At 65.5% G+C, this 22,370-nt stretch carries 18 protein-coding genes; 10 read left to right on the top strand and 8 right to left on the bottom strand.

Annotated features, from left to right (window positions below; translation table 11 throughout):
- Positions 1-39: 39 nt before the first annotated feature.
- From DBZ32_RS05805 to DBZ32_RS05785, 5 genes are all read left to right on the top strand, one after another.
- The gene (locus DBZ32_RS05805) at positions 40-1,197 is read left to right on the top strand and encodes an ABC transporter permease subunit (protein WP_208539108.1); all 1,158 of its coding nucleotides are present in this window, start codon (positions 40-42) and stop codon (positions 1,195-1,197) included.
- Positions 1,194-1,934, top strand: a complete 741-nt coding sequence (locus DBZ32_RS05800) for an ABC transporter ATP-binding protein (RefSeq protein ID WP_208539107.1) — start codon at positions 1,194-1,196, stop codon at positions 1,932-1,934. The genes DBZ32_RS05805 and DBZ32_RS05800 overlap by 4 nt, the downstream gene beginning before the upstream one ends.
- Positions 1,924-2,685 carry an ABC transporter ATP-binding protein gene (locus DBZ32_RS05795; RefSeq protein WP_119166120.1) on the top strand — a complete coding sequence of 254 codons (762 nt, stop codon included), beginning with the start codon at positions 1,924-1,926 and terminating at the stop codon, positions 2,683-2,685. Before DBZ32_RS05800 ends, DBZ32_RS05795 begins: the two co-directional genes overlap by 11 nt.
- 59 nt (positions 2,686-2,744) lie before the next feature.
- Entirely contained in the window at positions 2,745-3,731 is a 987-nt protein-coding gene (locus DBZ32_RS05790) for an acetamidase/formamidase family protein (protein WP_119166119.1), read from the top strand.
- Between the two features lie 125 nt (positions 3,732-3,856).
- Positions 3,857-4,609, top strand: a complete 753-nt coding sequence (locus tag DBZ32_RS05785; protein ID WP_119166118.1) for an SDR family NAD(P)-dependent oxidoreductase — start codon at positions 3,857-3,859, stop codon at positions 4,607-4,609.
- Between the two features lie 215 nt (positions 4,610-4,824).
- Here the strand turns inward: DBZ32_RS05785 and DBZ32_RS05780 are convergent, their stop codons facing one another.
- From DBZ32_RS05780 to DBZ32_RS05755, 6 genes are all read right to left on the bottom strand, one after another.
- A complete protein-coding gene (locus DBZ32_RS05780) occupies positions 4,825-6,108 on the bottom strand; it encodes a TRAP transporter large permease (RefSeq protein ID WP_119166117.1) in 1,284 nt (427 codons plus the stop codon).
- Positions 6,101-6,598, bottom strand: coding sequence for a TRAP transporter small permease (locus tag DBZ32_RS05775; RefSeq protein ID WP_119166116.1), 498 nt, complete (start codon positions 6,596-6,598; stop codon positions 6,101-6,103). Before DBZ32_RS05775 ends, DBZ32_RS05780 begins: the two co-directional genes overlap by 8 nt.
- Before the next feature lie 113 nt (positions 6,599-6,711).
- Positions 6,712-7,716, bottom strand: coding sequence for a DctP family TRAP transporter solute-binding subunit (locus DBZ32_RS05770; RefSeq protein ID WP_119166115.1), 1,005 nt, complete (start codon positions 7,714-7,716; stop codon positions 6,712-6,714).
- Positions 7,717-7,755: 39 nt separating this feature from the next.
- Positions 7,756-9,426 carry an amidohydrolase family protein gene (locus DBZ32_RS05765; protein WP_119166114.1) on the bottom strand — a complete coding sequence of 557 codons (1,671 nt, stop codon included), beginning with the start codon at positions 9,424-9,426 and terminating at the stop codon, positions 7,756-7,758.
- A 1-nt stretch (position 9,427) separates the two neighbouring features.
- Positions 9,428-10,879 carry an FAD-binding oxidoreductase gene (locus DBZ32_RS05760; protein WP_235830057.1) on the bottom strand — a complete coding sequence of 484 codons (1,452 nt, stop codon included), beginning with the start codon at positions 10,877-10,879 and terminating at the stop codon, positions 9,428-9,430.
- A gap of 360 nt (positions 10,880-11,239) precedes the next feature.
- Positions 11,240-12,226, bottom strand: a complete 987-nt coding sequence (locus tag DBZ32_RS05755; protein ID WP_208539106.1) for a glycosyltransferase family 2 protein — start codon at positions 12,224-12,226, stop codon at positions 11,240-11,242.
- An 83-nt stretch (positions 12,227-12,309) separates the two neighbouring features.
- Here DBZ32_RS05755 and DBZ32_RS05750 point away from each other — a divergent pair, with 83 nt between their 5' ends.
- Genes DBZ32_RS05750 through DBZ32_RS05740 form a run of 3 tightly spaced genes read left to right on the top strand, consistent with a single transcriptional unit; the run spans position 12,310 to position 15,344 of the window.
- Complete coding sequence (locus DBZ32_RS05750) at positions 12,310-13,572, top strand: glycosyltransferase (RefSeq protein WP_119166113.1); 1,263 nt, start codon at positions 12,310-12,312, stop codon at positions 13,570-13,572.
- A 45-nt stretch (positions 13,573-13,617) separates the two neighbouring features.
- On the top strand, positions 13,618-14,535 hold the full coding sequence (locus DBZ32_RS05745; protein ID WP_119166112.1) for an SDR family oxidoreductase: 918 nt from the start codon (positions 13,618-13,620) through the stop codon (positions 14,533-14,535).
- Positions 14,532-15,344, top strand: coding sequence for a glycosyltransferase family A protein (locus tag DBZ32_RS05740; RefSeq protein WP_162906587.1), 813 nt, complete (start codon positions 14,532-14,534; stop codon positions 15,342-15,344). The genes DBZ32_RS05745 and DBZ32_RS05740 overlap by 4 nt, the downstream gene beginning before the upstream one ends.
- A gap of 50 nt (positions 15,345-15,394) precedes the next feature.
- On the opposite strand, the gene DBZ32_RS05735 is transcribed toward DBZ32_RS05740, so the two are convergent.
- Positions 15,395-17,233, bottom strand: coding sequence for an ABC transporter ATP-binding protein (locus DBZ32_RS05735; protein ID WP_119166110.1), 1,839 nt, complete (start codon positions 17,231-17,233; stop codon positions 15,395-15,397).
- A gap of 733 nt (positions 17,234-17,966) precedes the next feature.
- Between DBZ32_RS05735 and DBZ32_RS05730 the strand changes: the two genes are divergently transcribed.
- Positions 17,967-18,512: a PAS domain-containing protein gene (locus tag DBZ32_RS05730; protein ID WP_162906586.1), complete on the top strand. Its 546-nt coding sequence runs from the start codon at positions 17,967-17,969 to the stop codon at positions 18,510-18,512.
- A 126-nt stretch (positions 18,513-18,638) separates the two neighbouring features.
- Here the strand turns inward: DBZ32_RS05730 and DBZ32_RS05725 are convergent, their stop codons facing one another.
- Positions 18,639-19,385, bottom strand: coding sequence for a transporter substrate-binding domain-containing protein (locus DBZ32_RS05725; RefSeq protein ID WP_162906585.1), 747 nt, complete (start codon positions 19,383-19,385; stop codon positions 18,639-18,641).
- Between the two features lie 104 nt (positions 19,386-19,489).
- Between DBZ32_RS05725 and DBZ32_RS05720 the strand changes: the two genes are divergently transcribed.
- Positions 19,490-22,363: a hybrid sensor histidine kinase/response regulator gene (locus tag DBZ32_RS05720; RefSeq protein WP_162906584.1), complete on the top strand. Its 2,874-nt coding sequence runs from the start codon at positions 19,490-19,492 to the stop codon at positions 22,361-22,363.
- The last annotated feature ends 7 nt before the right edge of the window (positions 22,364-22,370 follow it).

Below are 22,370 nucleotides of genomic sequence, written 5' to 3'. Positions count from 1 at the left end.
CCGGTCTCTAAAAGCGCCCGCCGTCTGCCAGCTCGGGTCATGGACGGTATGATCGAGACTCCGCAGACCCACTCCGGCGATCCGCGTCCGCGCGCTGCACGGCTGGCACCTCTGCCGGGCCTGCTCGGACGGCTCAACGGCCCCCAGACCCTAGGGCGCGGTCGGGTCTTCTGGAGCGGCTTCGCGTTGGTTCTGGCCTTGGCCGTCGCCTATCCGCTGTTCGTCGATGGCTGGACCGTGGGCAATACGGCATACTTCTTCACCTGGACCTTCATGGCGATGGGCCTGTGCCTGATCTGGGGTTACGGAGGGTCGCTCAGCTTCGGACAAACGGCTTTCTTCGGCCTGTCCGGCTACAGCTATGGCGTTCTCGCGATCAATCTCGGCAGTGCCTACGGGCTGACCTTTGCTGCCTTGGCGATTGCGGTCTCCGCCTCTCTGCTGCTGGCGGCCGTGCTCGGCTACTTCCTCTTCTATGGGCGGATCAGCGGGGTGTTTCTGGGAATCGTCACGCTGTCGGTGACCCTGGTGTTCGAGACCTTCATGGCGCAGACGGCCGGACCCGAATGGGCCATCGGCGCCGCCCGCCTGAACGGCTACAACGGGATGACGGGAATGCCGCCGCTGACCCTGCCCTTGCCGGGCGGCGACCTGGCCCTCTTCCCGGACATCCCGCTCTACTATCTGCTGCTGGCGGCGATGGTCCTCTGCTACCTCTCCCTGCGCGTGCTGGTGAACTCGCGCTTCGGCAACGTTCTGGTGGCGATCCGCGAGAACCCGCAACGCGCCGAGATGCTGGGTTACGATATCCGCCGCTACCAGCTCGGCACTTTCGTGATCGGCAGCGGGTTGGCCGGCCTCTCCGGGGTTTTCTACACCGCCTGGGGACAGTACATCACCCCCAGCAGCATGGGCCTGACGGCGGCGGCCCTGCCGATCGTCTGGGTTGCCGTGGGCGGGCGCCGCGACCTGACGGCCACCTTGCTCGGCACCCTGGTGGTCCTCTTCGGCTTTCAGAACCTGACGGTCTACGGCAGCCAGTATGCCCTGGTGGTGATGGGGCTGCTGCTGCTGCTGACCGTTTTGCTTGCGCCGGAGGGCTTCATCCCCGGTCTCGTCCGGGTCTTCGCGAAGCTGACCCGCACCGGTCGGGGCGCCCCAGGGGAGCCGGAAAAAGACCGGGAGAGCCAAGCTTGAGCATCGCCGAGACCAGCGCGAGCATCCTCGAGACGGTCGGCCTGCAGAAGAGCTTCGGCGGCGTCCAGGTAGCGCGCGATCTCAGTTTCGAGATGGAGCGCGGGGAGGTCCATTGCCTGATCGGCCCAAACGGTGCGGGCAAGTCGACCTTCTTCCGCCTCGTTCTCGGCGAACACAAGCCAACGGCCGGGCGCATTCTCTTCAATGGCCAGGACATAACCGACCTGGCCTCCTTCGCGCGGATCCGTAAAGGAATCAGCGTCAAGTTCCAGGTGCCGGGTATCTTCAAGGACCTGAGCGTCTGGCAGAACCTGGAGATCGCCCTACAGCACCATCTCGAGGGCCAGAGTCTGTCTGCGGAGATCGCGCAGATCCTGGCTTTCGTCGATCTCAGCTCGGCTGCGGCCGAGCTGGCCGGCAACCTGTCGCACGGTCAGCAGCAGTGGCTGGAAATCGGCATGGCCGTCAGCGTCAAGCCCCGGCTATTGCTGCTCGACGAACCAACGGCGGGCATGTCGCCGGACGAAACCCGCAAAACCGGAGAGATGGTCAAGACGCTGAAGACCGAAGGCGTGTCGGTGTTGGCGGTCGAGCACGACATGGAGTTCGTCCGTCAGATCGCGGACCGCGTGACCGTCCTTCACATGGGCCGGCTTTTCGCACAGGGCTCCATCGCCGAGATCGAGGCCGACGAGCGGGTGGCCGAAATCTATCTGGGGACACCCCATGACACGTGAGGCCGAAACCCAGCTATCGGCGAGGACCCGGACCGGTATAGGATCGGCGCCGCTTCTGCAGGTCGATGCCCTGCGCGGCGGCTACGGCGGCAAGCCGGTATTGCAAGAGGTCGGTTTCTCCGTCGGCCGAGGGGAGATCGTCGCGATCATCGGGCGCAACGGCGTCGGCAAGACCACGCTGATGCGCAGCCTGATCGGGCTGATGCGCGCGGACGCCGGCAGCATCCGTTTCGAGGGAAAGGAGATCGGCAGCCTGCCTGCGGACCGTAGAGCCCGTCTCGGCCTCGGCTATATTCCCCAAGGCCGCGAAGTCTTTCCGCGCATGACCGTACGCGAGAACCTGCAAGTCGGCGAGACGCTGTCGGCGGCGGGAAGCGACCCCGACTATCAGACGGTCTACGATTTCTTTCCCGTGCTCCGCCAGCGCGCCCGGCAACGCGCCGGCACTCTCAGCGGCGGACAGCAGCAGCAGCTTGCGATCGGGCGGGTGATGGTGGGGCGGCCGAAGCTGATGCTGCTCGACGAACCGTCGGAGGGCATCCAACCGTCGATCGTTCAGGACATCGGCCGTGCCATCAAGAAACTCAACGCGTCGCAGGGTCTGACGGTTCTGTTCGTCGAACAGAACCTCGACATGATCCAGTCGATGGCGCAGCGCGGCTACGTCATGGACAAGGGCCGTATCGTCGCCGAGCTGGACGTCGAGGAGCTGCACGACCGGGAGCGCGTGCGCCGCTACCTCTCGGTTTAACGTTCGGGACCGTTCGGGGGACTCGCCACGGAACCGAAACCAACAAGAGGAGAGTAAGAATGTCCTGGCTATCCCAATCAATCATGGCGACCAAGGGCGTGGCCGGCGGCAAGGCCGGTACGCATCATCAACTGAGTGAGGAGAAGCAGGGCGCCTACCACTACGTCCTCGGCGGCTTCGCAACGCCGGTGCTGGAGGTGGATCCGGGTGACGTCGTCGAGGTCGAGACCCGCGATGCCTTCGAGGGAAAGATCACATCAGAAAGCGACAAGCCGACCGAGAAGCTCAAACTGCCCTATCTGAATCCGCAGAACGGCCCGATCTACGTACGCGGGGCCAAGAAGGGCGACGTGCTGGCGGTCCACATCAAATCGGTGCTGCCACGCGGGCCGCAACCGGCCGGGACGACCTGTCTGATTCCCGAGTTCGGCGGCTTGGTCGGCACCGCCAACACGGCGATGCTGAACGCGCCCTTGCCCGAGAAGGTGCGCAAGGTCAGGGTCGACGAGAGCGGTGTCTACTGGAGCGAGCGCGTCACCCTGCCGTTCGAGCCCTTCATCGGCACCATCGGAGTCGCACCGGAAATTGAGGCGATCTCCTCGCTGCAGCCGGACTACTACGGCGGTAACATGGATCTCCCCGACGTGGCGCCGGGGTCCGTAGTCTACTTCCCCGTGCAACACGAGGGGGCCTATCTGCACCTGGGCGACTGCCACGGTGTTCAGGGCGATGGCGAGCTCTGCGGCGTTGCCATCGAGATTCCCTCGACAACCACGGTGCAGATCGATCTGATCAAGGACATGCAGATCGCCTGGCCGCGCTTGGAAACGGACGACAAGATCATGACGATCGGCAGTGCCCGTCCGCTCGAGGACGCGGCGCGAATCGCCTATCGCGAATTGACGCGTTGGATGGCGGCGGACTACGGCTACGAAGAGCTGGAGGCCTATATGCTATTGACTCAGTGCGGGAAGCTACGCCTCGGCAACATGGTGGATCCGAAGTACACCGTCGGCGCCTCGGTGTCGAAACAGTACCTGGCCTGACGTCCGGGTTGCTGGGTTTCTGGAGTTGGGAACGGGCGCTGCGCAGCCGGTCGTGTAAGGGCCGGTCGCGTTCTGCCCGTCTCTTTCGTTCGAACATCACATGGAAACTGGCGGAGGAGGACATCATGGATCTCGGTTTGGCAGGCAAGAAGGCGCTGGTGACTGGCGCGACCAAGGGAATTGGCCGGGCGATCGCCGAAACTCTGGTGGCTGAGGGCGCGCAGGTCGCGGTCTGCGCGCGCAAGGCGGACGAGGTGGAGGGGACCGTGGCGGCGCTCGGCTCCAGCAGCAGAGGGCAAGCCCTGGACGTCGCCGATGCCTCCGCGCTGCGGACCTGGGTGGCCGAGAGCGGCGAGGCCTTCGGCGGTCTGGACATCGTGGTGGCGAACGTCAGCGCGCTGGCTATCGGCGACGACGAAGACTGCTGGCGGCGCAGTTTCGAGGTCGACCTGCTGCACACGGTGAACCTGGTCGAAGCAGCTATGCCCTTTCTGGAGAAGAGCAAGGCCGGAGCCATCGTCGCCATCTCCAGTGTCTCGGGTCGCGAGATCGACTTCGCCGCCGGGCCCTATGGGACCTTCAAGGCGGCGATCATCCACTACATCCAAGGCCTGGCGCACAAGCTGGCACCGCAGGGTATCCGGGCCAACAGCCTGTCGCCGGGCAATACTTATTTCCCGGGCGGCGTCTGGCAGCAGATCGAGCAGAACCAGCCCGATTTCTTCCAGGAGGCCTTGGCCCTCAATCCGACCGGGCGCATGGGCACGCCACAGGAGATGGCCAACGCCGTCGCCTTCCTGGCCAGTCCGGCGGCCAGCTTCGTCACAGGCACTAATCTCGTGGTTGATGGCGCTCTGACACGCGGCGTGCAGTTCTAGAGCGTGTTGTGATCGTGTGGAATCGCTTCGCGGTTCCGCCGATCACAAGAAACAGACTCTCACACTTTGAATTGAGACTGGATCTAACGTAATCGCCGGACCCAATAGGTGGGTCGGATCGATCACTGTCCGGTCTAGTGCGCGATCGTCCTGGTCGGCGCGAGTTCGCTTCCGTCTGGGACGTGAATCGCTCTCTAACGTAGGAGAGAGCTAGTTCAGCGCAGCAGATTCGGCAGAAACAGGGTCACGGCCGGGACGTAGGTCACCAGCATCAGCACGAGGATCTGAACCAGCAGCATGGGCCACAGCGCCTTCGAGATCGCCTCGACGGAAAGCTTGCTGATGGCCGCCCCGACGAAGAGCGAGTAGCCGAACGGCGGGGTTGCCATGCCGATCGCGAAGTTGATGACGACCAGTGCGCCCAGATGGGTAGGATCGAGTCCCAGTTCGGCGCCGAGTGCCGTCAGCACGCCGCCCAGGATGATCATCGCCGCGATGTTGTCCATGACCGCGCCGATGAACAGCAGAAGCAGGTTGATCATCAGCAGGATGAGGATGGGGTTGTCGGAGATGCCGATGATGCCGGCGGCGAGTGCGGCGGGCAGCTGCTCGATGGCGACCAGCCACCCGAAGACGGACGCGGTGGCGATGATGAAGGCGACGATCGTCGTCGTCTTCATCGACTGCAGAACGATGTGGGGCAGGTCTTTGAAGTGGACCTCCTTATGGACGAACAGGCCGACCAGCAAGCCGTAGGCCACGCCGATGGCCGCGGCCTCGGTCGGGGTGAAGATGCCGCCATAGATCCCGCCCAGGATGATGACTGGTGCGGCCAGAGCCCATTTACCGTCCCAGACGGCCTCGCCAAGCTCCTTGATCGTGGCCCGGCGGGACTTGGCCCGGAGACCCATGGCCCGCGCCGAGAGAGCCGAGACGACCATGAGGCCGATGGCGATCATGAGGCCGGGCACGATGCCAGCGAGGAACAGCCTGGTGATCGACTCCTCCGCCACCACGCCCCAGATTACCATCGGTATGGAGGGCGGGATCATCTGACCGATGGGGCCGGAGGCCGTCGCGAGTGCGGTCGAGAAGTCGCGCCGGTAGCCGTTCTTCTCCATCTCCGGCACCATGATGCGGCCGATGGCGGCGGTGGTGGCCGGCGCTGATCCCGAGATGGCCGCGAAGAAGGTGGCGGAGAGGACGGTCACCATCCCGAGACCGCCGGTCAGGTGCTGAACGAGAGTTTGACAGACGCGCACGAGACGCCGGGACAGTCCGCCCGCGGCCATCAGGTCGCCGGCCAGAACGAAACCGGGAATGGCGAGCAGGCTGAAGATCTGCGTGCCGGAGATGGTCCGCTGGGCCAGTACGATCAGATCGATATCGGCGATCAGCAGGCCGATCACCGCCGCCAGGCCGAGCACGAAGACGATGGGGACGCCGCCCAGCAGAAACGCGAGGAAGGCGACGACCAGGGCCAGGCCGACTTCACTCACGGTCGTTGCCGGCGGCGGTCTGCGGGCTGGGGCCGAGTAACAGCGCCAGCGCGTGCAGGACGATCAAGACGCCGCTGACCGGCGCGGCGAGATGAAGGGTTTCGATGGGATAGCGCACGGCGGCCGAGACTTGGCCAAGCGTGGCGTCGACGTAGCTGGCGCCCGAGTAGGCGAGAAGAGCGCCGAAGACCAGTACCGCCGTGATCAGAAGTTTCTCGATCGCAGCCCGCGGTGCGGACGGCAGGAGATCGAGCAGGAAGGTAAGGCGCACGTGAAAGCCTTCGCGCACACCGAGGCTGCCCGTCAGCAGGACCACCCAGGTAAAGAGAAACAACGCGAGCTCCTCCGACCAGATCAGCGCCTGTCCGAGGAGGTAGCGGAACAGAACCTGGAGGATCAGGCTGCCGAGCATGACGCTCGCCATGCCCACCACCAGCCATCCGGTCGTCTGCGCGGCGAGGGCGCTCGCCTTGTCGATGGTCGCTCGCATCCGCGTTGAGACTCCCTTGGCGAGAGACGGCCTGGCGGTAAGGGGACCGGCAGCTGTCCACCGGCCCGCAATTATCCACCGGGCTCTGGGGCCGCGATGTCTCCGTGACGGCGTTACTGAACCGCGGCCAAGGCCTCGTCCATCAGTTCGGCGCCGATTTTGTCTCTGAACATGTCATAGACACCGGTCACCTTGCTGCGGAACGCTGAGGCGTCCGAGATCTGATTGACCTCCATGCCTTGGGCGCGCAGTTCGCTCAGCAGCTCCTCCATATTGACGGCATTCTGCTCACGCTGTGCCGCAATCGCCATCGCGGCGGCCTCGCGCACCGCCTCCTGTTGCGCCTCGGACAGGTCGTCGTAGGTCTTCTTCGAGATCAGGACACCAAGGGCCGAGTAGGTGTGTTTGGTGAGAGACAGGTACTTCGTGACTTCGGAGAACTTGTTGTTGGCGACAACCGCGACCGGGATTTCCAGGCCGTCGATGGTGCCTTGCTGCACGGCGGTGAAGACCTCGCCCCAGGCCATGGGCACGGCATTGCCGCCCAGCGACTGGAACATCTCGATGAACACGGGGTTCTGCATTACCCGGTACTTGACGCCTTCGACGTCCGAGGGCGTGGACACTGGCTTGGCGTTGTTGACCATGTTGCGAAAGCCGCCTTCGGCGAACCCCAGGCCGACGATGCCTCTGTCTTCGAGCTTGGCCAGCAGGGTCTGGCCGACCGGGCCGTCCAGGACGTCATGGGCCTGCGCCTCGTCGCCGTAGAGGAACGGCATGTCGTTGAGTTGGAAGGCCGGCTCGATATTGGCAATGACGGCATTGGTGATGATCGCAACGTCGAGGGTACCGAAGGAAAGACCTTCGAGCATCTCTTTCTCGTCGCCAAGCTGGCGGTTGGGAAAGAGCTGTGTCTCGAAGTCGCCGGGTGCCAGCCTATCGAGAGCCGCCGCGAACTCGCGGGCGGCGATCGCGTAGGGATCCTTGGCACCGTCGGAGGTGGTCCAGCCGAGTTTCAAGGACGTTTGCGCGGACACTCCGCCCGCGATGGCCGTCGCGGCGAGCAGCGCGGCGGCGCCGATCGACGCGGTTTTCAGCAGTTTCGATAGTCCGGACATTGGTTTCCTCCCAGTCTTTTTGATGAATTGCTTGGTCGATCAGAGGGGCCGGCCCGCCTGTTCGAGTGCGGGGAACCCGTAAAGGCGGGCCGGGTTGTCGACGAGGATTCTCTGGCGGTCGTCCGCGTCGGGCGCCCAATCGGTCAGAAGGTCGAGAAGATCTCCGTCGTTGGGCATCGGAATGTTGACGTAGGGGTGCGGCCAGTCGGTGGCCCAGAGCGTCTGCCGAGGGTTCGCCTCGACGATGGCCTGGGCGAAGGGGATCACGTCGACGTAGGGAACGCTGCTTCCGCCGGTGATGCGGTAGGCGCCGGACAGCTTGACCCAACAGCCGCCGTCGCGCAGCAGTGCCAGCATCTCCTGGAAGCCGGGGTGACCGACACCCACGGAGGTCGGCATGTGACCCATGTGATCGATCACGACTTCGACGGGCAAGTCGCCGAGGTTGCGCCGAATGTCCGAGAATTCAGAGACGTCGATCAGAAGCTGCAGATGCCAATCGAAGGGCTTTATCTTCTCCGCCAGCTTGCGGACATCGGACACTTCGATGCCGCTCTTGAAGATGAGGTTGATCCGCACGCCGCGCACGCCGGCTTCGTGCATGCGCTCCATTTCCGCGGTGTCGATGTTTTCGTCGACCACCACGACGCCGCGAAAGTTCGGACCGCCGGCGCTAATCGCATCGAGGGTCGCTCTGTTGTCGGTTCCGTAGACGCTCGGCTGCACGATAACGGCCCGCTCCAGCCCCAGTGTAGAGAGCATGGTCTGATAGGCCTCCAGCGGCGCATCGGGCGGCGTGTAGGTGCGGTGGCGGGTGTAGGGATAGCGTTCGACGGGCCCAAAGACATGCGCGTGACAGTCACAGGCACCCGGGGGAACGGCGAGTATCGGCTTGCGAGGAGTCGGGTCCGCCGGCGCGCAGGCCGGGATGTAACTCTCACCGATCAATGTCATCCTGCTCTCTTCCCATCCTTGGAGTCCTCGCAGCCCGAGCCGATCCGCCGCACGCAGCAGGTGATACCAGGCCGCCCGGCGCGCGAGGTCCGGGTCGCCTTGCTTGATGGCGTCGTAGATGGCTTCGTATTCGCGCAGCACCTTGTCGCCCGCCGTAGCGTTCCGCGACCGTTCCATCGCCAGGCTGACGCCGATGCGTGCCGCCAGGAACTGCATGAAATCGCGGTAGTAGGGATTGTTGGAGGCCTCGGCCACGGCCCTGTGAAAGGCGTGTTCGTCAGCGACGGGGTCTTCGCCCTGGTCCAACGATCCGCGCAGACGGTCGAGCGCGGCGCGCATGCCTTGCAACTGCTTGTGCGAACGCCGCCGGGCGGCCATGGCGGCGCCGCTGACCTCCATTTCCATCCGCAGTTCCAGGACGTGGCGCAGATCCTGGACGGTCCGCAGGGCCTCGGAGTTGATCTGAAAGGCGCGGTCCTGGGGCGAGGTTGAAACGAACGCACCGACGCCTTGACGTGTTTCGACAAGGCCGTCCTGGCGCAACTTGGCGATCGCCTCCCGCACGGCGCTTCGACCGACGCCGAACTCCTCGGTCAGGCGGGCTTCCGTCGGCAGTCGCTCCCCGGGTTTGAAGTCGCCGTCGAGGATTCTGCGCGCAATGCGCTGCGCGATCTCGTCGGACAGACGATAGGGCCGCGACAGCGCTTCGAAACGCGACGCCTCGCCAGGCCCGGTCCGCGACCTGCGCTCGATCATCTCAAATCACCTTTCCGGGGTTCATCAGGCCCAACGGATCGAGGGCGGACTTCAGCCGTCGCATGAGATCGATCTCGATCTCCGGCTTCCGCCGGAGGTTCTCGGCGCGCTTTAGCTGCCCGATGCCGTGTTCGGCCGAAATGCTGCCGCCGAATTCGCTCGCCACGTCGTGAACGCTTCCGGTCAGGGCTTCGGCCTGGGACGCCGTGAGGTCGGCTGCGCCATCGGCCGGGACGCTGAGATTGAAGTGAATATTGCCATCTCCGAGGTGGCCGAAAGCCATGATCTCCACATCGGGACGCAGTGCCGAGACCCGGGTCCCCGCTTCCGCCAGGAACGCCGGCAGGCAACTGACGGGGACGGAGATGTCATGCTTGAGCTGTTGGCCATGGAGACGCTGACCTTCGACGATGGCTTCGCGCAGGAACCAGAGCCGCTGCGCCTGCGCCTCGCTCGTCGCGATGCTGGCATCCAGCAGGTCGCCGGCCTCGTAGGCCTCCGCCAGTGTTGTCTCCAGGCCTTCGCGCAGGCCTGTTTCACGCCGTGCGCTCGCCAGTTCCGCGAGGACGTAGGCAGGGTAGGGCGACGCCAGGGGATCGAAGCTGCCCTCGACATACTTGAGTGCCAGATCGATCCCGAGCCTCGGCACGAGTTCGCAGGCGTTCAGTGTCTCGCCGAATTCTCTTTTCAAGCGCGATAGAAGACGCACCGCGGCTTCAGGGTCTGCCACGGCTGCGAAGCAGGTGACCGTCTCGCCGTGTCGTGGGAACAATTTCAGTGTGGCCGCGGTGATGACCCCAAGCGTCCCTTCCGCGCCGAGGAAAAGTTGTTTCAGGTCGTAACCGGTATTGTCCTTGCGCAGTCGTCTCAGCCCGTTCCAGACAGTCCCGTCCGGCAGAACCACCTCCAGGCCCAGAACGAGATCCCGCGCATTGCCGTAGCGCAGTACGTGAATGCCGCCTGCGTTGGTCGAGAGATTGCCGCCGATCTGGCAGGAGCCTTCGGCGCCCAGGCTGAGCGGAAAGAGCAGCCCGGCCTCGGCCGCGGCCTCCTGAAGACGCGCCAGAACGCAGCCTGCTTCGACGGTGACGGTCTGATCCTCGGGATCGAGGTCGCGGACCCGATCGAGCCGTTTCAGGTTGAGGACGACGGCCTCGCCTGCGCTCGCGGGTGTCGCGGCGCCCACCAGACCGGTGTTGCCGCCTTGGGGGACGATCGGCACGCCGGCTGCGACGCAGGCACGGACGGTTTCCGCCACCTCCTCCGTCGTGCGCGGCAGGACCACGGCCCGCGCGGTGCCTTTATAGAGCCCGCGCCAGTCGACGAGATAGGGAGCCATGTCGTCCGGCACCGTCACCAGGCCTTGGTCGCCGAGACGGCCCGTCAGGTGCTTCAAAAGGCGCTCGGACGCTGCAGGTGCGCTGTTGGCGGAAACAGTGGCGGAACGGGTCACGCAGTCGCCCTTCGATTCAGAGCAGATGCTCTCTGCATAGCGAGACGTCAGTTGTCTGACAACAGGTGTCTGATGATTTTCTTTCCGAGGGATCCTGCTGGTTTCGCCTTGCGGTCGTTCCGACCAAAGCCTTGCCGATAGCGGTGGTTGCAACGCGATGCTCGGTCAAGCCGTGGCCGTCCGAGGCCGCCTGAGAGTTTCGATCTCGGTCGGCATCAGGATCCAAGGCACATCGGTCCCGACGGACGTTGCCGAGGGGGTGTCTACATCAACACCTTCGTCTATTTCGCCGATCCGAAGATGATCGAACGGCTGCGCGGGTGAGGAAGGGCGGAGTGGACCGCCGCGCCCTTGTGGAGATCAGTAACCGGCCAGCCATTCGGCGCGCCGTCGCCACACCGTCCGCCAGGTCCGCCGCCGCTCGGCGGTTCGCGCCGAGGCGCGGAGCATCGGCAGCGACGCGGCTGCGACGCGCAGTGCCGCCCATAGCCAGCCGAGCGGAACGATCGTGAAGTGCCAGCGCTTGGGCCAGTGTCGCCGCATCAGCGTCATCCGCGCCCGGGCGATCTGTACGAGAGGATCGGCCGGTGTTTCGGCCGAGGCTTCGCCGAGGTGCAGGATGGTTGCGAAGGGGACGGCGACGGACCGAAGCCCCAGTCTCGCCGCGCGCAGGCAGAGGTCGGCCTCTTCGCCGTACATAAAGAAGCGTCGGTCGAACCCGCCGAGGCGCCGCCAGTCCGCGGTGGAAATCAGAAACAGGCAGCCGACCACGATATCGACCTCGCGCGGTTGGTCGTCCTGGCTCAGCCGGACGGCTTCCGGATTGAACCAGACCGACCTGCGGAACAGAAAGGTGAGACCGGTCGCAAGGCAGAAGTGGCTCCAGACGCTCGGTCGTCCAAGACAGGAGATGCCGCTGCTGCGCCCGTCGCGCTCCAGGACACGCCCGCCATAGATGCCCGGCGCCGGTTGGGCCTGGGCATAGGCCAGCAAGCGGTCGATGGCTCGATCCCGAACCTCGGCATCGGAATTGAGGAGCAGCAGCCAGGGCGCGGCAAGCTGCCCGCTTGCCAGATTGATGGCTCCGGCAAATCCTAGGTTCTTCGCCGAGCGAAGTAGCAGCACGCTGGGAAAGGCTTCGGCGATCGCATCGGCCGAGCCGTCGCGAGACCCGTTGTCGACCACGATGACGCGATGAGCGACGCTCGTTTCTCTCTCGACGGTCCGCAAACAGGCAAGCGTCAGGTCCCGGGTGTTGTAGCTCACGATCACGATATCGACGACGGCCCGCAGCGGGCTGTCGCCATCGGCTCCAGCGCTTTCCCTCTTGTTTCGGACTACCCTCATCGTGCGCGCAGGGTAAGGTATTCTCCGCGGGTGGCAACGCCCCTCATATTTGCCGGAGCGTTCCGCCGGAGTTCCGTTCTGCAATGCGGCTTGTCTTTTTGGTGCATGAGATTCCCTGGCCGATCAGGGGCGGCCATATGCGCCGCTGGTTCGAGCTGTTGCAGGCCATGCCGGCCGGCTGCGACGTGCATCTGGCGGGATTCGGTGAGTCGGTCGAGGACGAGGACTACCGCGAGCTTCGCCGCCTCGCGCCCTGCCTGGCCTCGGTCGAGGTCTGGCCCTGGTCGATCCGGCTGCGCCGGCGGCCGGTCGCGCTGCTTCGGACGCTCGCGACCGCCGTTGCGAAGGCGGAGCCCTATAGTCTGGCCAAGTTTTCAAGTCCCGGGGTCGCGGAGCGCATAAGGCGCTTCGTTGCGGCGCATCGGCCCGACGCCGTGATCGCCGGCATCCAGATGGCGCAGCATCTGCCGACGTCCGGGCCGCCGTTGCTGCTCGACACCCACAATATCGAGCACGACCTCTGGGTCGCGGCCGCAAAGCTGGGGCCAGCCTTGCTGCGCCCCTTCGCGCGGCATGAGAGCCGCCTTCTGCGCCAAGCCGAACAACGCCTCTGGAGACGTGCCAAGGCGATCATCGCCATTTGTGAGGAAGACGCGGCGGCCATCCGGCTGAATCGCGGCGACGCAGGCGTCTTCACCGTCCCGGTCGCCATCGAAGATCGTCGGGATCCGGCGGCGATAAGGGGAAAGGGCCGCCGTTGGAACGTCGGGTTGTTCGGCTCCTGGTCTTGGGCGCCGAACGAAGTGGCCCTGGACGGCTTTGTACGAGAAATGCTGGTCCCGCTCAGGGAGGCCGGCTTGACGATACGGATTGCCGGCCCCGGTCTGCGGGCCGGAATGGCCGAGCGCCTGCGTGCGGCAGGCGTCGAGGTTTCCGGCTACCTCGAGGATCCCACCGACTTCTATCGCACGGTCGATTGCATCGCTGCACCCTATCCGGTCGGCGGCGGTGTGCGCATGAAGGTGGCGGAGGCGCTGTGCCATGGCGTGCCGGTTATCGGTACGGCCCTGGCTTTTCGCGGTCTCGATCTGCCGATCCCCGTCGCCTGGATCCGCGAGGAGTCCGACGCGGCTCTTGCCGAATTGATCTCCGTCGCGCGCAATCCCGCGCCGGCCCGCGCGCAGGCGGAGTATCTTTTGAGGCAAGCCTCCGAGACGCACGCGCCGCAGTACGCGGCACAGCAGGTCGCCCGCGTCCTTGCCACGGTGCCGCCGGCCCGCGCCTCTGCGGGTTCTTCCTCCTCGCGGGAGGCCGCTGTTGCGCCGGCCAAGCTCCTCAACTTATAGTAAGTTTCTCTGTTCGAGCGACACTCGACTCAACACAGAAAAGCGATGCAAGATCGAGCCAAAGTACTGGTCACCGGCAGCAGCGGAAACCTGGGACGGTTCGTACTCTCCGCGCTCGATTTCACACCTTATGCGAGAAATTTTTGTATCGCAACGCTATCCCGTCGTGCGGCTGCCGCGCGCCGGGACCGCCACTATCGTATCGACTTGACGGACCGCGAGGCCCTGACTGAATGCCTCGCCACCTTCCGGCCGACAAAGATCATACATCTCGCTGCGCTCTCCAGCCCGTCCGAGGCGCACAAGCATCCGCAACTGGCTCGGGCCGTGAACGTGGATGCGGTCGAGACGATCGCCGCTTATGCCGAGAGGGCGGGCGCGCGTTTGATGATGACCTCGTCGGACTATGTCTTCGACGGGACGCTCGGCCGGCCCTACCGGGAGACAGATGCGGCGGAGCCTCAGACCGTCTATGGGCGCTCGAAACTGGCGGCGGAGGCGGCGGTGCTTCGCTCGGGCGGCGTCGTCGCGCGGCTGTCGTTGCTTCACGAGGAGGGCGTTTGCGCCACGACGTTGCAATCGCTTATCCATGACGCACGGCTCGCGCGGCGGCCTGTCTCCATTGCCGCCGACGAGACGCGCTCGCCGTTGCGCTTCTCCGATGCCGCCTCGGCGCTCGTGAGGTTGGCCTTCCTGCCCGACCGTGGGGTGTTTCACGTGTCGGGTCCGGAAAGGCTGTCCCCTTTCGATATCGTGACGCGGGAGCTACGGGCGACGGCGCATGTCCTGCCGGTCTGCAGAATCGGCCGCGACCGCCTGATGCCGCCCGCGCGGCCGGCGGATGTCAGTCTGGATTCATCGAAGCTTCGCGCGGCCTGCCCGGATCTGCACTTCGCGCGCGTGGCACCGCCCGTTGCGGAGCGGGCCATCGGCCAGACTGCGCTCGACGGGGTCGCGGATTGACCGGCCGAGCGCCGCTCCTCGTCGCCATCCCGGTTCACAACGGTGAGGCCCCGTTGGCCGCAACCCTGCGCGCGCTGTCGCAGCAGCGAGATCTCGCGGAGGTCTCGGTCCTCGTTGTCTGCAACGGCTGCCACGACCGCTCGGCCGAGATCGCGCGCGAGGCGGCCCGCCTGTTCGACCGCTGTGCCGGTTACGAGGTGCTGGAGCTTCCGGCGGTCGGACGCGGCGGCGCGCTGCAGCTTGCCCTGAGGCGCCGTCGCGGCGGCTTGGCCGTGCTGGACCAAGACGCGGTGCTGTCGCCCGGAGCGCTCGCCGCCATCCGCGCTGCCTTCGACGCGGGGCGGCACTTCGCGACTCTGCGCCCGCGGCCGCGGCGCAGCGGCTCGCGGCTGGTACGGGCCTACTACCGCTTCTGGCTGGCGCTCGACTACGTCCGCCGCTCCCCCGCGACGATCGGCTTCTATGCCGTCTCGGTGCAGGGCCTCGGAAGGGTGACTGGTCTGCCTCCGGTCCACTCCGACGACAAGTATGTGCGCTTGAAGTTCGCGCCGGCGGAGCGGGTCCGGATCGAAAGCGAATGGTATCGGGTCGACCCGCAGCGCAGCTTCTGCGCCTTGGTGCGCGATCGGGCGCGCTACAACCGGGGCAACCTTGAACTGGCTCGGCTGTTGCCGGTCCGGGAGAGCGAGGACGCGCCGCGCCATGTGCGTGCCGACTGTCTGGCGGCCCTGCGGCAGCCCGGCGATGGCCTGGCCTTCGCCGCCACCGTCCTCCTGTCCCGACTCTACGGCGCGTTCCCGCGCCCCTGAGCCGGCGGCGGGCAAGGCCAGCCTCGGCACGCAGTCGCTCTGCCCGACGTTCACCCCTTGTCGTGCGCCAGGAACCCGCCCGACTGGCGCGTCCAGAGCTGGGCGTAGAGGCCGTTGTGGCGCAGCAGGCTGGCGTGGTCGCCGTCCTCGATGATGCGGCCCTGGTCCATCACGATCAGGCGGTCCATCGCCGCGATGGTCGAAAGACGGTGGGCGATGGCGATCACGGTCTTGCCGGTCATCAGGTGGGCGAGCTGCTCCTGCACCGCCGCCTCGACTTCGGAGTCCAGGGCCGAGGTCGCCTCGTCGAGGATCAGGATGGGAGCATCCTTCAACAACACACGGGCGAGGGCGACACGCTGGCGCTGTCCGCCGGACAGCTTGACGCCGCGCTCGCCGACGCGGGCGGCGTAGCCCCGGTGACCGTGGCCGTCCCGCAGGTCCTGCACGAAGCTGTGGGCGTGGGCCTGATCGGCGGCGGAGATCACCTGCTCCTGACTGGCCTCGGGCCGTCCGTAGCGGATGTTCTCCAGAACCGAGCGGTGCAGCAGGGACGGGTCCTGAGTGACCACGCCGATCTGGGCGCGCAGGCTCTCCTGCGTGACCTCGGCGATGTCCTGGCCGTCGATCAGGATGCGTCCGGCCTCCAGGTCGTGGAAGCGCAGCAGCAGGTTGACCAGGGTCGACTTACCGGCACCGGAGCGCCCGACCAGCCCGACCTTCTGGCCTGGGCGGATGGTCAGCGAGAGATCGTCGATCACCCCACCGCCTTTGCCGTAATGAAAGCGGATGCCCTCGTAGCGAATCTCGCCGCTGGTGACGGCCAGCGGCCGGGCGGCGGGGCGGTCCGTGACATGCTGCGGCTTGGCGATGGTCTCCATGCCTTCCTGCACGGTCCCCAGGTTCTCGAAGATCCCGGTCACGACCCACATGATCCAGCCGGCCATGTTGTTGATCCGCAGCACCAGTCCGGTCGCCAGGGCGATGGCGCCGAGGGTGATCTGGCCCTGGCTCCAGAGCAGCAGCGCCAGGCCGCAGGTGCTGACGATCAAGGCACCGCCGATCACCCAGATGGTGAACTCCATCAGTGTGATCATGCGCATCTCGGCACGGAAGACCTCGGTGTGCTCGGTCAGGGCCTCGCGCGCGAAAGCCTCTTCCCGCTCGGCATGCGCGAAGAGCTTGACCGTCAGGATGTTGGTGTAGCCGTCGACGATCCGGCCGGTCAGGGCCGAGCGCGCCTCCGAGACCAGGAACGAGCGCTGCTTGATGCGCGGCACGAAATAGGACAGCGCGCCGACGAAGGCGATCACCCAGAGCAGCAGCGGCAGGATGAGCTGCGGATCGATCTCCAGGAACAGCAGCAGCGCGCTGACGGTGTAGATCGCCACGAACCAGAGGGCGTCCACGGTCTGCACCACCGACTCGCGCAGGGAAGGGCCGGTCTGCATGATCTTGTTGGCGATGCGTCCGGCGAAGTCGTCCTGAAAGAAGGAGAGGCTCTGGCGCAGCACGTAGCGGTGCGTCTGCCAGCGTACCAGGTTCGTCAGGCTGGGCACGATGGCCTGGTTGACCAGCAGGGTATGCAGGCCGAACACCAGCGGGCGCAGGATCAGGGCGACGAAGGCCATCACGGCCAGCATGGCGCCGTGCTCCGCGAAAAAGGCCGAAGGGGTCTCGGCCGCCCGCACCAGATCGACGATTTCGCCAAGGAAAGCGAAGAGCGCGACCTCGACCAGCGCGGCGCAGAAACCGACCAGCATGACGGCGGCGAGCAGCGGCCAGACCTGCCGGGCGTAATGCCAATAAAAGGCGGCCAGCCGGGCAGGCGGCTGTTCGTCGGACGTGGGAGCAAAGTGGTCGACTAGATGCTCGAACCGGCGAAACATCGCTCGCTCCTAACCGCAGGGGACTCGTCGAGGCCGAAAGGCCTTCGGAGATCGCGCGGCGGCGCGAGCGGAGCTGGCTTTGGGTCTGTAGGGGCTGGGTTGGGCCTAGACCGGTCGAGGCTGCTCGCTCAAAGGGCGCGGACGCGCGTCAATGATTTCGATAAAATTCGAGATGCATCTGTAAGGCCCCCTTACGTTGCCTGAGGGTCGGTCCAATCGACCGTGGCAACCTATAACGCAGGCCGCCCCGAGAGTAAATCCTTCAAGACCGAAGAGCCAGGCTTGCGGAAGCTCCAGGCGGGAGGAGCTCTTCGCCGGAAGCCAAAAACAGGGTCTGTAACACGCCGTTTGGATGCCGTTCACATCGAGTTCGGTGCAAGCGGCGACACTTGGAAACCACAACACGCCAAGCGTTCAAGACAGGACTTTGGAGACTTCGATGCAGACCTCGGCCACAGGAACCCGGACGAGGTGGCTCGCCCGCGCAGCAGACAGGTCTTGGGCCGGCCTCGATGACCGGTCGCGTGATCGGTCGCAGCCGAGTTCCGCCGTGGGTTCGAACGGAGTGAATCCGAGCGGGACGGGTTTGGAGGCTACGGGGCTTCCGAAGGGCGACTTCGCACGGCTTTACGACAGTTGGCTCCACCCGCTTGGCCGACTGTCGGATGAGCAACCTCCGCAGGAAAGGGCAACAGGGGGGGCGACGATATCGGATGGATTGGCTTCGGACGGAGTGGCGCAAGGGTTGGCGGCGTCGCAGCAGGCAGACCGGCTCCTCCAGCGCTTGTCGGCTTGCACCTCCATCGTTGCCCATCTGTCTCTTATCGAACGACGGGGCGACGCTGGAGAGCGTCTCTTCTACCGCTTCGCCGGGAGCGAGGCCGAACGGGCGGCGGGCCGCACCATGGCCGGGCGCAGCCTCGCCCTCCTGCCGACCCGCAATGGCTGGATCGAGCAGGTGATGCGCAACGTCGCCATCGTCCAGCACACAGGGCGGCCGCTCTACAGCGAAGGGGCCTTTCTAACCTTCCGCAACGGGGGTGCCGGCGTTCGGGCGAGCTGCGAGCTGCTGCTGCCGCTGTTCGACGCGGCGGCTGCGCCGTCCTCTACTCTGATGCTTCAAAAGGTCTGTCTGCTGGACCGTGCGCACAGCGAGCCCTTTCTCTTCGCCGACGATTTTCGGCCTGGCCGCCGGGTCCTGGTCGGACAGCGGAGCGCGAAACAGCCTGGAGCGCGAGCATTCGAGGGGCAAGCGGGTTCGCTTCCGCCTCGAACGTGAATTGCACTCTGACCCTTATGAGAGAGCAGGGCGTCGCCGCCGAGCCGTGAGCGCTGGAAACCCGGAATGCCTGTAGTCTTGCGGCCGTCGCCGGTCGCCAAATCGCAAGGGGACGCTGTCAGGCCTTCAGTAGATGCTGAAGGGAAAGTACTTTTGATTGATCTCTTGATAGGTCCCGTTGATGATCAGGAGCGTGATGGCCCGGTTGATGCTTTGCCTGAGATCCTCGTCGCCCTTGCGGACGGCGATCGCAATCTCGGTGTCCGTGTAGATCGGGTCGCCCACGAAGGAGAAGGCCTGTCCCGGTTCGGACTTCAGGAAATCCCAGGCAACGAGGCTATCCGTCAGAACTGCCTCGACCTCGCCGGTGAGCAGGGCGGCATAGGCCTCTTCCATGGTCTCGAAGGCGTACAGACCCTGGCCGAAGGGATAGCCATCCTTGAGATAGTCGAACGACGTCGTCTCCGCCTGGGCGCCGACGGCCCGTCCCTTCACCTCGGTTTTGCCGACAAAGCTGTCCCGTTTCGCGACGAAGCGCATCGGCGTGCTGTAGTACTTGTCAGTGAAGGCGACCCGGCTCTTGCGTTCCTCGGTGACCGACATGCTGGCGACGATGGCGTCGTAGCGATTCTCGACGAGGCCGTCGATGATGCTGTTCCAGGGCTCGGCGACCAGGATGCACTCGACCTCCATCACGGCGCAGAGCGCCCAGGTAAAGTCGACGTCGAAGCCGCCGAGGTCGCCGCTCTCGTCGACATAGTTGAAGGGCGGATAGGCGCCTTCGGTCGCAATACGCAGAACACGGACGTCTTCCGACGTTTCCGCCGCACGGCCAGGGGCCGTCGTGCCGACGACGGCAGCAAGCGCGATCACCAGCGCTGCAGTGCAAAAAAGAACCCTGTGTGCCAGACGTCCAAGCGGTTTCGTCTGCCGCCTCGGGTCTCGTGCGATCCTCTCAGGGGCGTGGAGGTGTTGTCGTGATTGCATTGCTCAATCGCATCCGCTTCCGCACAAAGCTGCCTCTGTTGATCGCTTTCGCAGCCTTGCTCGGAGGAACTGCGGTTGGCTTGATCTCCGACCGGGCGGCCACAGAACAGATCAAGTCGTCGATCGACGGTCAGCTTCGTGCACACACTAGCACACGCATCGAAGCCTTGCGTACCCTCTCCGAAAGCATTGCCCGGGATCTTCAAGTCTTCAAGTCGTCGCCCGCCGTCAGTCAGGCCCTGACCAGTTTCGTCGCGGGCTGGACGGACCTGGGGGCGGATGCCGAGGGTCAGCTCCGGACGCTCTACGTCGAGAGCAACCCTCATGCTCCGCGCCAGCGCGATCACCTGGAGCACGCCGAAGACGCCTCGCTCTACTCGGTCGCGCACAGTTTCTATCACCCCCGGCTGCGGCGTCATCGCAACATCATGGGCTATGCCGACCTGCTCCTGCTCTCGCCCGAAGGCCTGGTGCTCTACAGCGTGGCAAAGGCCAACGACTTCGCTCATCGCATCGACGACGAGAGCTTCGCGGGCGAGCCGGTTCAGGCCGCCTTTCTGGCCGCGCGGAAGCAGGACGACGCGCCCTACGTCTTCACGGATCTTGCCGAGACCTATCGCCTCGGCGACCGATCGATCATCGGCGGTGTCGCAAGCGCGCTCAAGCGGCCGGACGGCGCGCTGCTGGGCTTCCTGGTCTTTGTCATCGATGTCGAGCGGGTGAACGACACACTGGCCGACGGCCAAGGCTTCGGCGAGACCGGCCAGACCCTTCTCGTCGGGGCGGACGGTTTGCTGCGCAGCCGCTTGCGCTCGCCGCAGGAACCGCGAGTCCTGCAGCAGGCGGTCGAGATCGATCCGGTCGGCTGGGCGATCGGCGGTGCATCCGGTGTCGAGCAGATCGATTGGCAGCCTCCGGGCGCCGCCGCGGGACGCGACACCATCGTGGCCTACGGGCCGGCGGACCTGTTGGGCGTTCGCTATGCCGTGATTGCCGAGACGCCGGCTTCGGAAGTTTTCGCACCGCTGACCTCGATGCGCCATGTCGGCCTGGCCGCGGGCTTCGGCGTGCTGCTCGTGCTTGCCGTTCTCGCCTTCGTGCTGGCGCGTGCCATTACGCAGCCGCTCGACCGCAGCACCTCCGCCCTGCGCCGGTTGATGAACGGCGATCTGTCGGTGGAGACGCCGATGGCGAACCGGACCGACGAGATCGGCGATCTGGAAAGCGCCGTTGCCGCCTTCAAATCGGCGATTGCCACGCGCGAGATGGCGGAGCGCAGGCTCCGGCGCGCGAAGGAGGAGGCGGACGATGCCAATCGGGCGAAATCCGATTTTCTCGCCGTCATGAGCCATGAGGTGCGAACGCCGCTGCATGGCGTGCTGGGGCTCCTGGACCTTATCGAGGAGGACTCTCTGACCCGCCGGCAAAGCGATGCGCTGGACCGCGCGAAGCGCTCCTCCCAAACCCTCCTGGGTATCCTGAACGACATCCTCGATCTTTCGAAGATCGAAGCCGGCGAATTGCTGGTCGCCAACGAAGCCGTCGATCTCCGCGAGTTGGCGCGCAGCGTGACGGATGCCTATTCAGGTGTCGCCCTGCAGAAAGGTTTGGATCTCTCCTGCAAGGTTGAGCCCGATGTTCCGGCACGCCTTCTGACCGATCCTCTCCGGCTGCGGCAGATTCTCTGGAACCTGGTCAACAACGCGATCAAGTTCACCGATGCCGGCGCGGTGCTGCTGAACGTCCGCCGCAGCGGCGAGCGGGTCGTCTTCTGCGTCAGCGACACCGGCATCGGGATCGCATCGGAGTCGCTGACGCGCCTGTTCGAGCCCTTTCAGCAAGCGGATGCCTCCACCACGCGCCGCTTCGGCGGAACCGGGCTCGGCCTCAGCATCTCGCAGCGCCTCGCCGAGCTTCTGGGCGGTACGATAGAAGCCGAGAGCGAGCTCGGTCGCGGCGCCCGCTTCAGCCTCAGCGTGCCCGCGCTGGCGGCCGAGGAGCAACGCGGTGGGGCGTCGCTCCGCCAAGATGTCAGGCCGGTGGTTTTGGAGGACCTGCAGAGCGGGCTGAAGCTGTCGGCCGAGGGTGAGGCCTCCCCCGGACCCTTGCGTGGGCGCGTCCTGATCGCCGAGGACGATCCGACCGGCGCCTTCGTTCTGCAGCAGGTTCTGACGCGCGAGGGGTACGCCGCGACGGTGGCGCGTGACGGCAAGGATGCGCTGCGGGTTCTCCGTGACGGAATCTACGACCTGCTGATCACCGACTACCATATGCCGGACCTGAACGGGATCGACCTGATGCGGCAGCTTCGGGCGAGCCCTCAAAGCGCGCGCTTGCCGATTATCGCGCTGACGGCGGATGCCCGGGAGAGCGCGACCGCGAAGTGCCGCGCCGCCGGTGCGAGCGTGACCCTGACCAAGCCGGTTGCAAAAGGTCGGCTCGTCCAGACCATCGGCGACCTGATCGGCGGCGCAAAGGCCCGGCCGGTCGCCCCTGCCGAGGAGCGCGGCGATCCGGACGACGAGGAGTTTGCCGTTTTCGACCCGGCCTATCTGCGCGAGATCTTCGCATCTTTCGAGGAAGCGCGCGGGACCATCGACGAGTTTCTGGAAGACATGAGCGGGAAGGTCGAGCGGGCGGCCCAAGCGCTCGCCGCCGAGGCCGAGAGCGAACTCGCGGCCGAGGCGCATCGCGCCGCCAGCGCCTGCTTTTTCATGGGAGCCATGCGCCTCGGCGCCTGTTGGCGCGCCTTGGAAACGGCGGCCTCCGACGGCGATCTGGACGGTGGCGCGTCGCAGCATGCCGAGCTGGTACGGGAGCTGTCCGTCTTGCGTCGCGAGATCGGGCGGGGCCTGCTGAACTGATCGACTG

It is taken from the genome of Algihabitans albus, from assembly GCF_003572205.1.
Classification (GTDB): domain Bacteria; phylum Pseudomonadota; class Alphaproteobacteria; order Kiloniellales; family DSM-21159; genus Algihabitans; species Algihabitans albus.
This window is presented reverse-complemented; position numbering and strand designations above follow the sequence as displayed.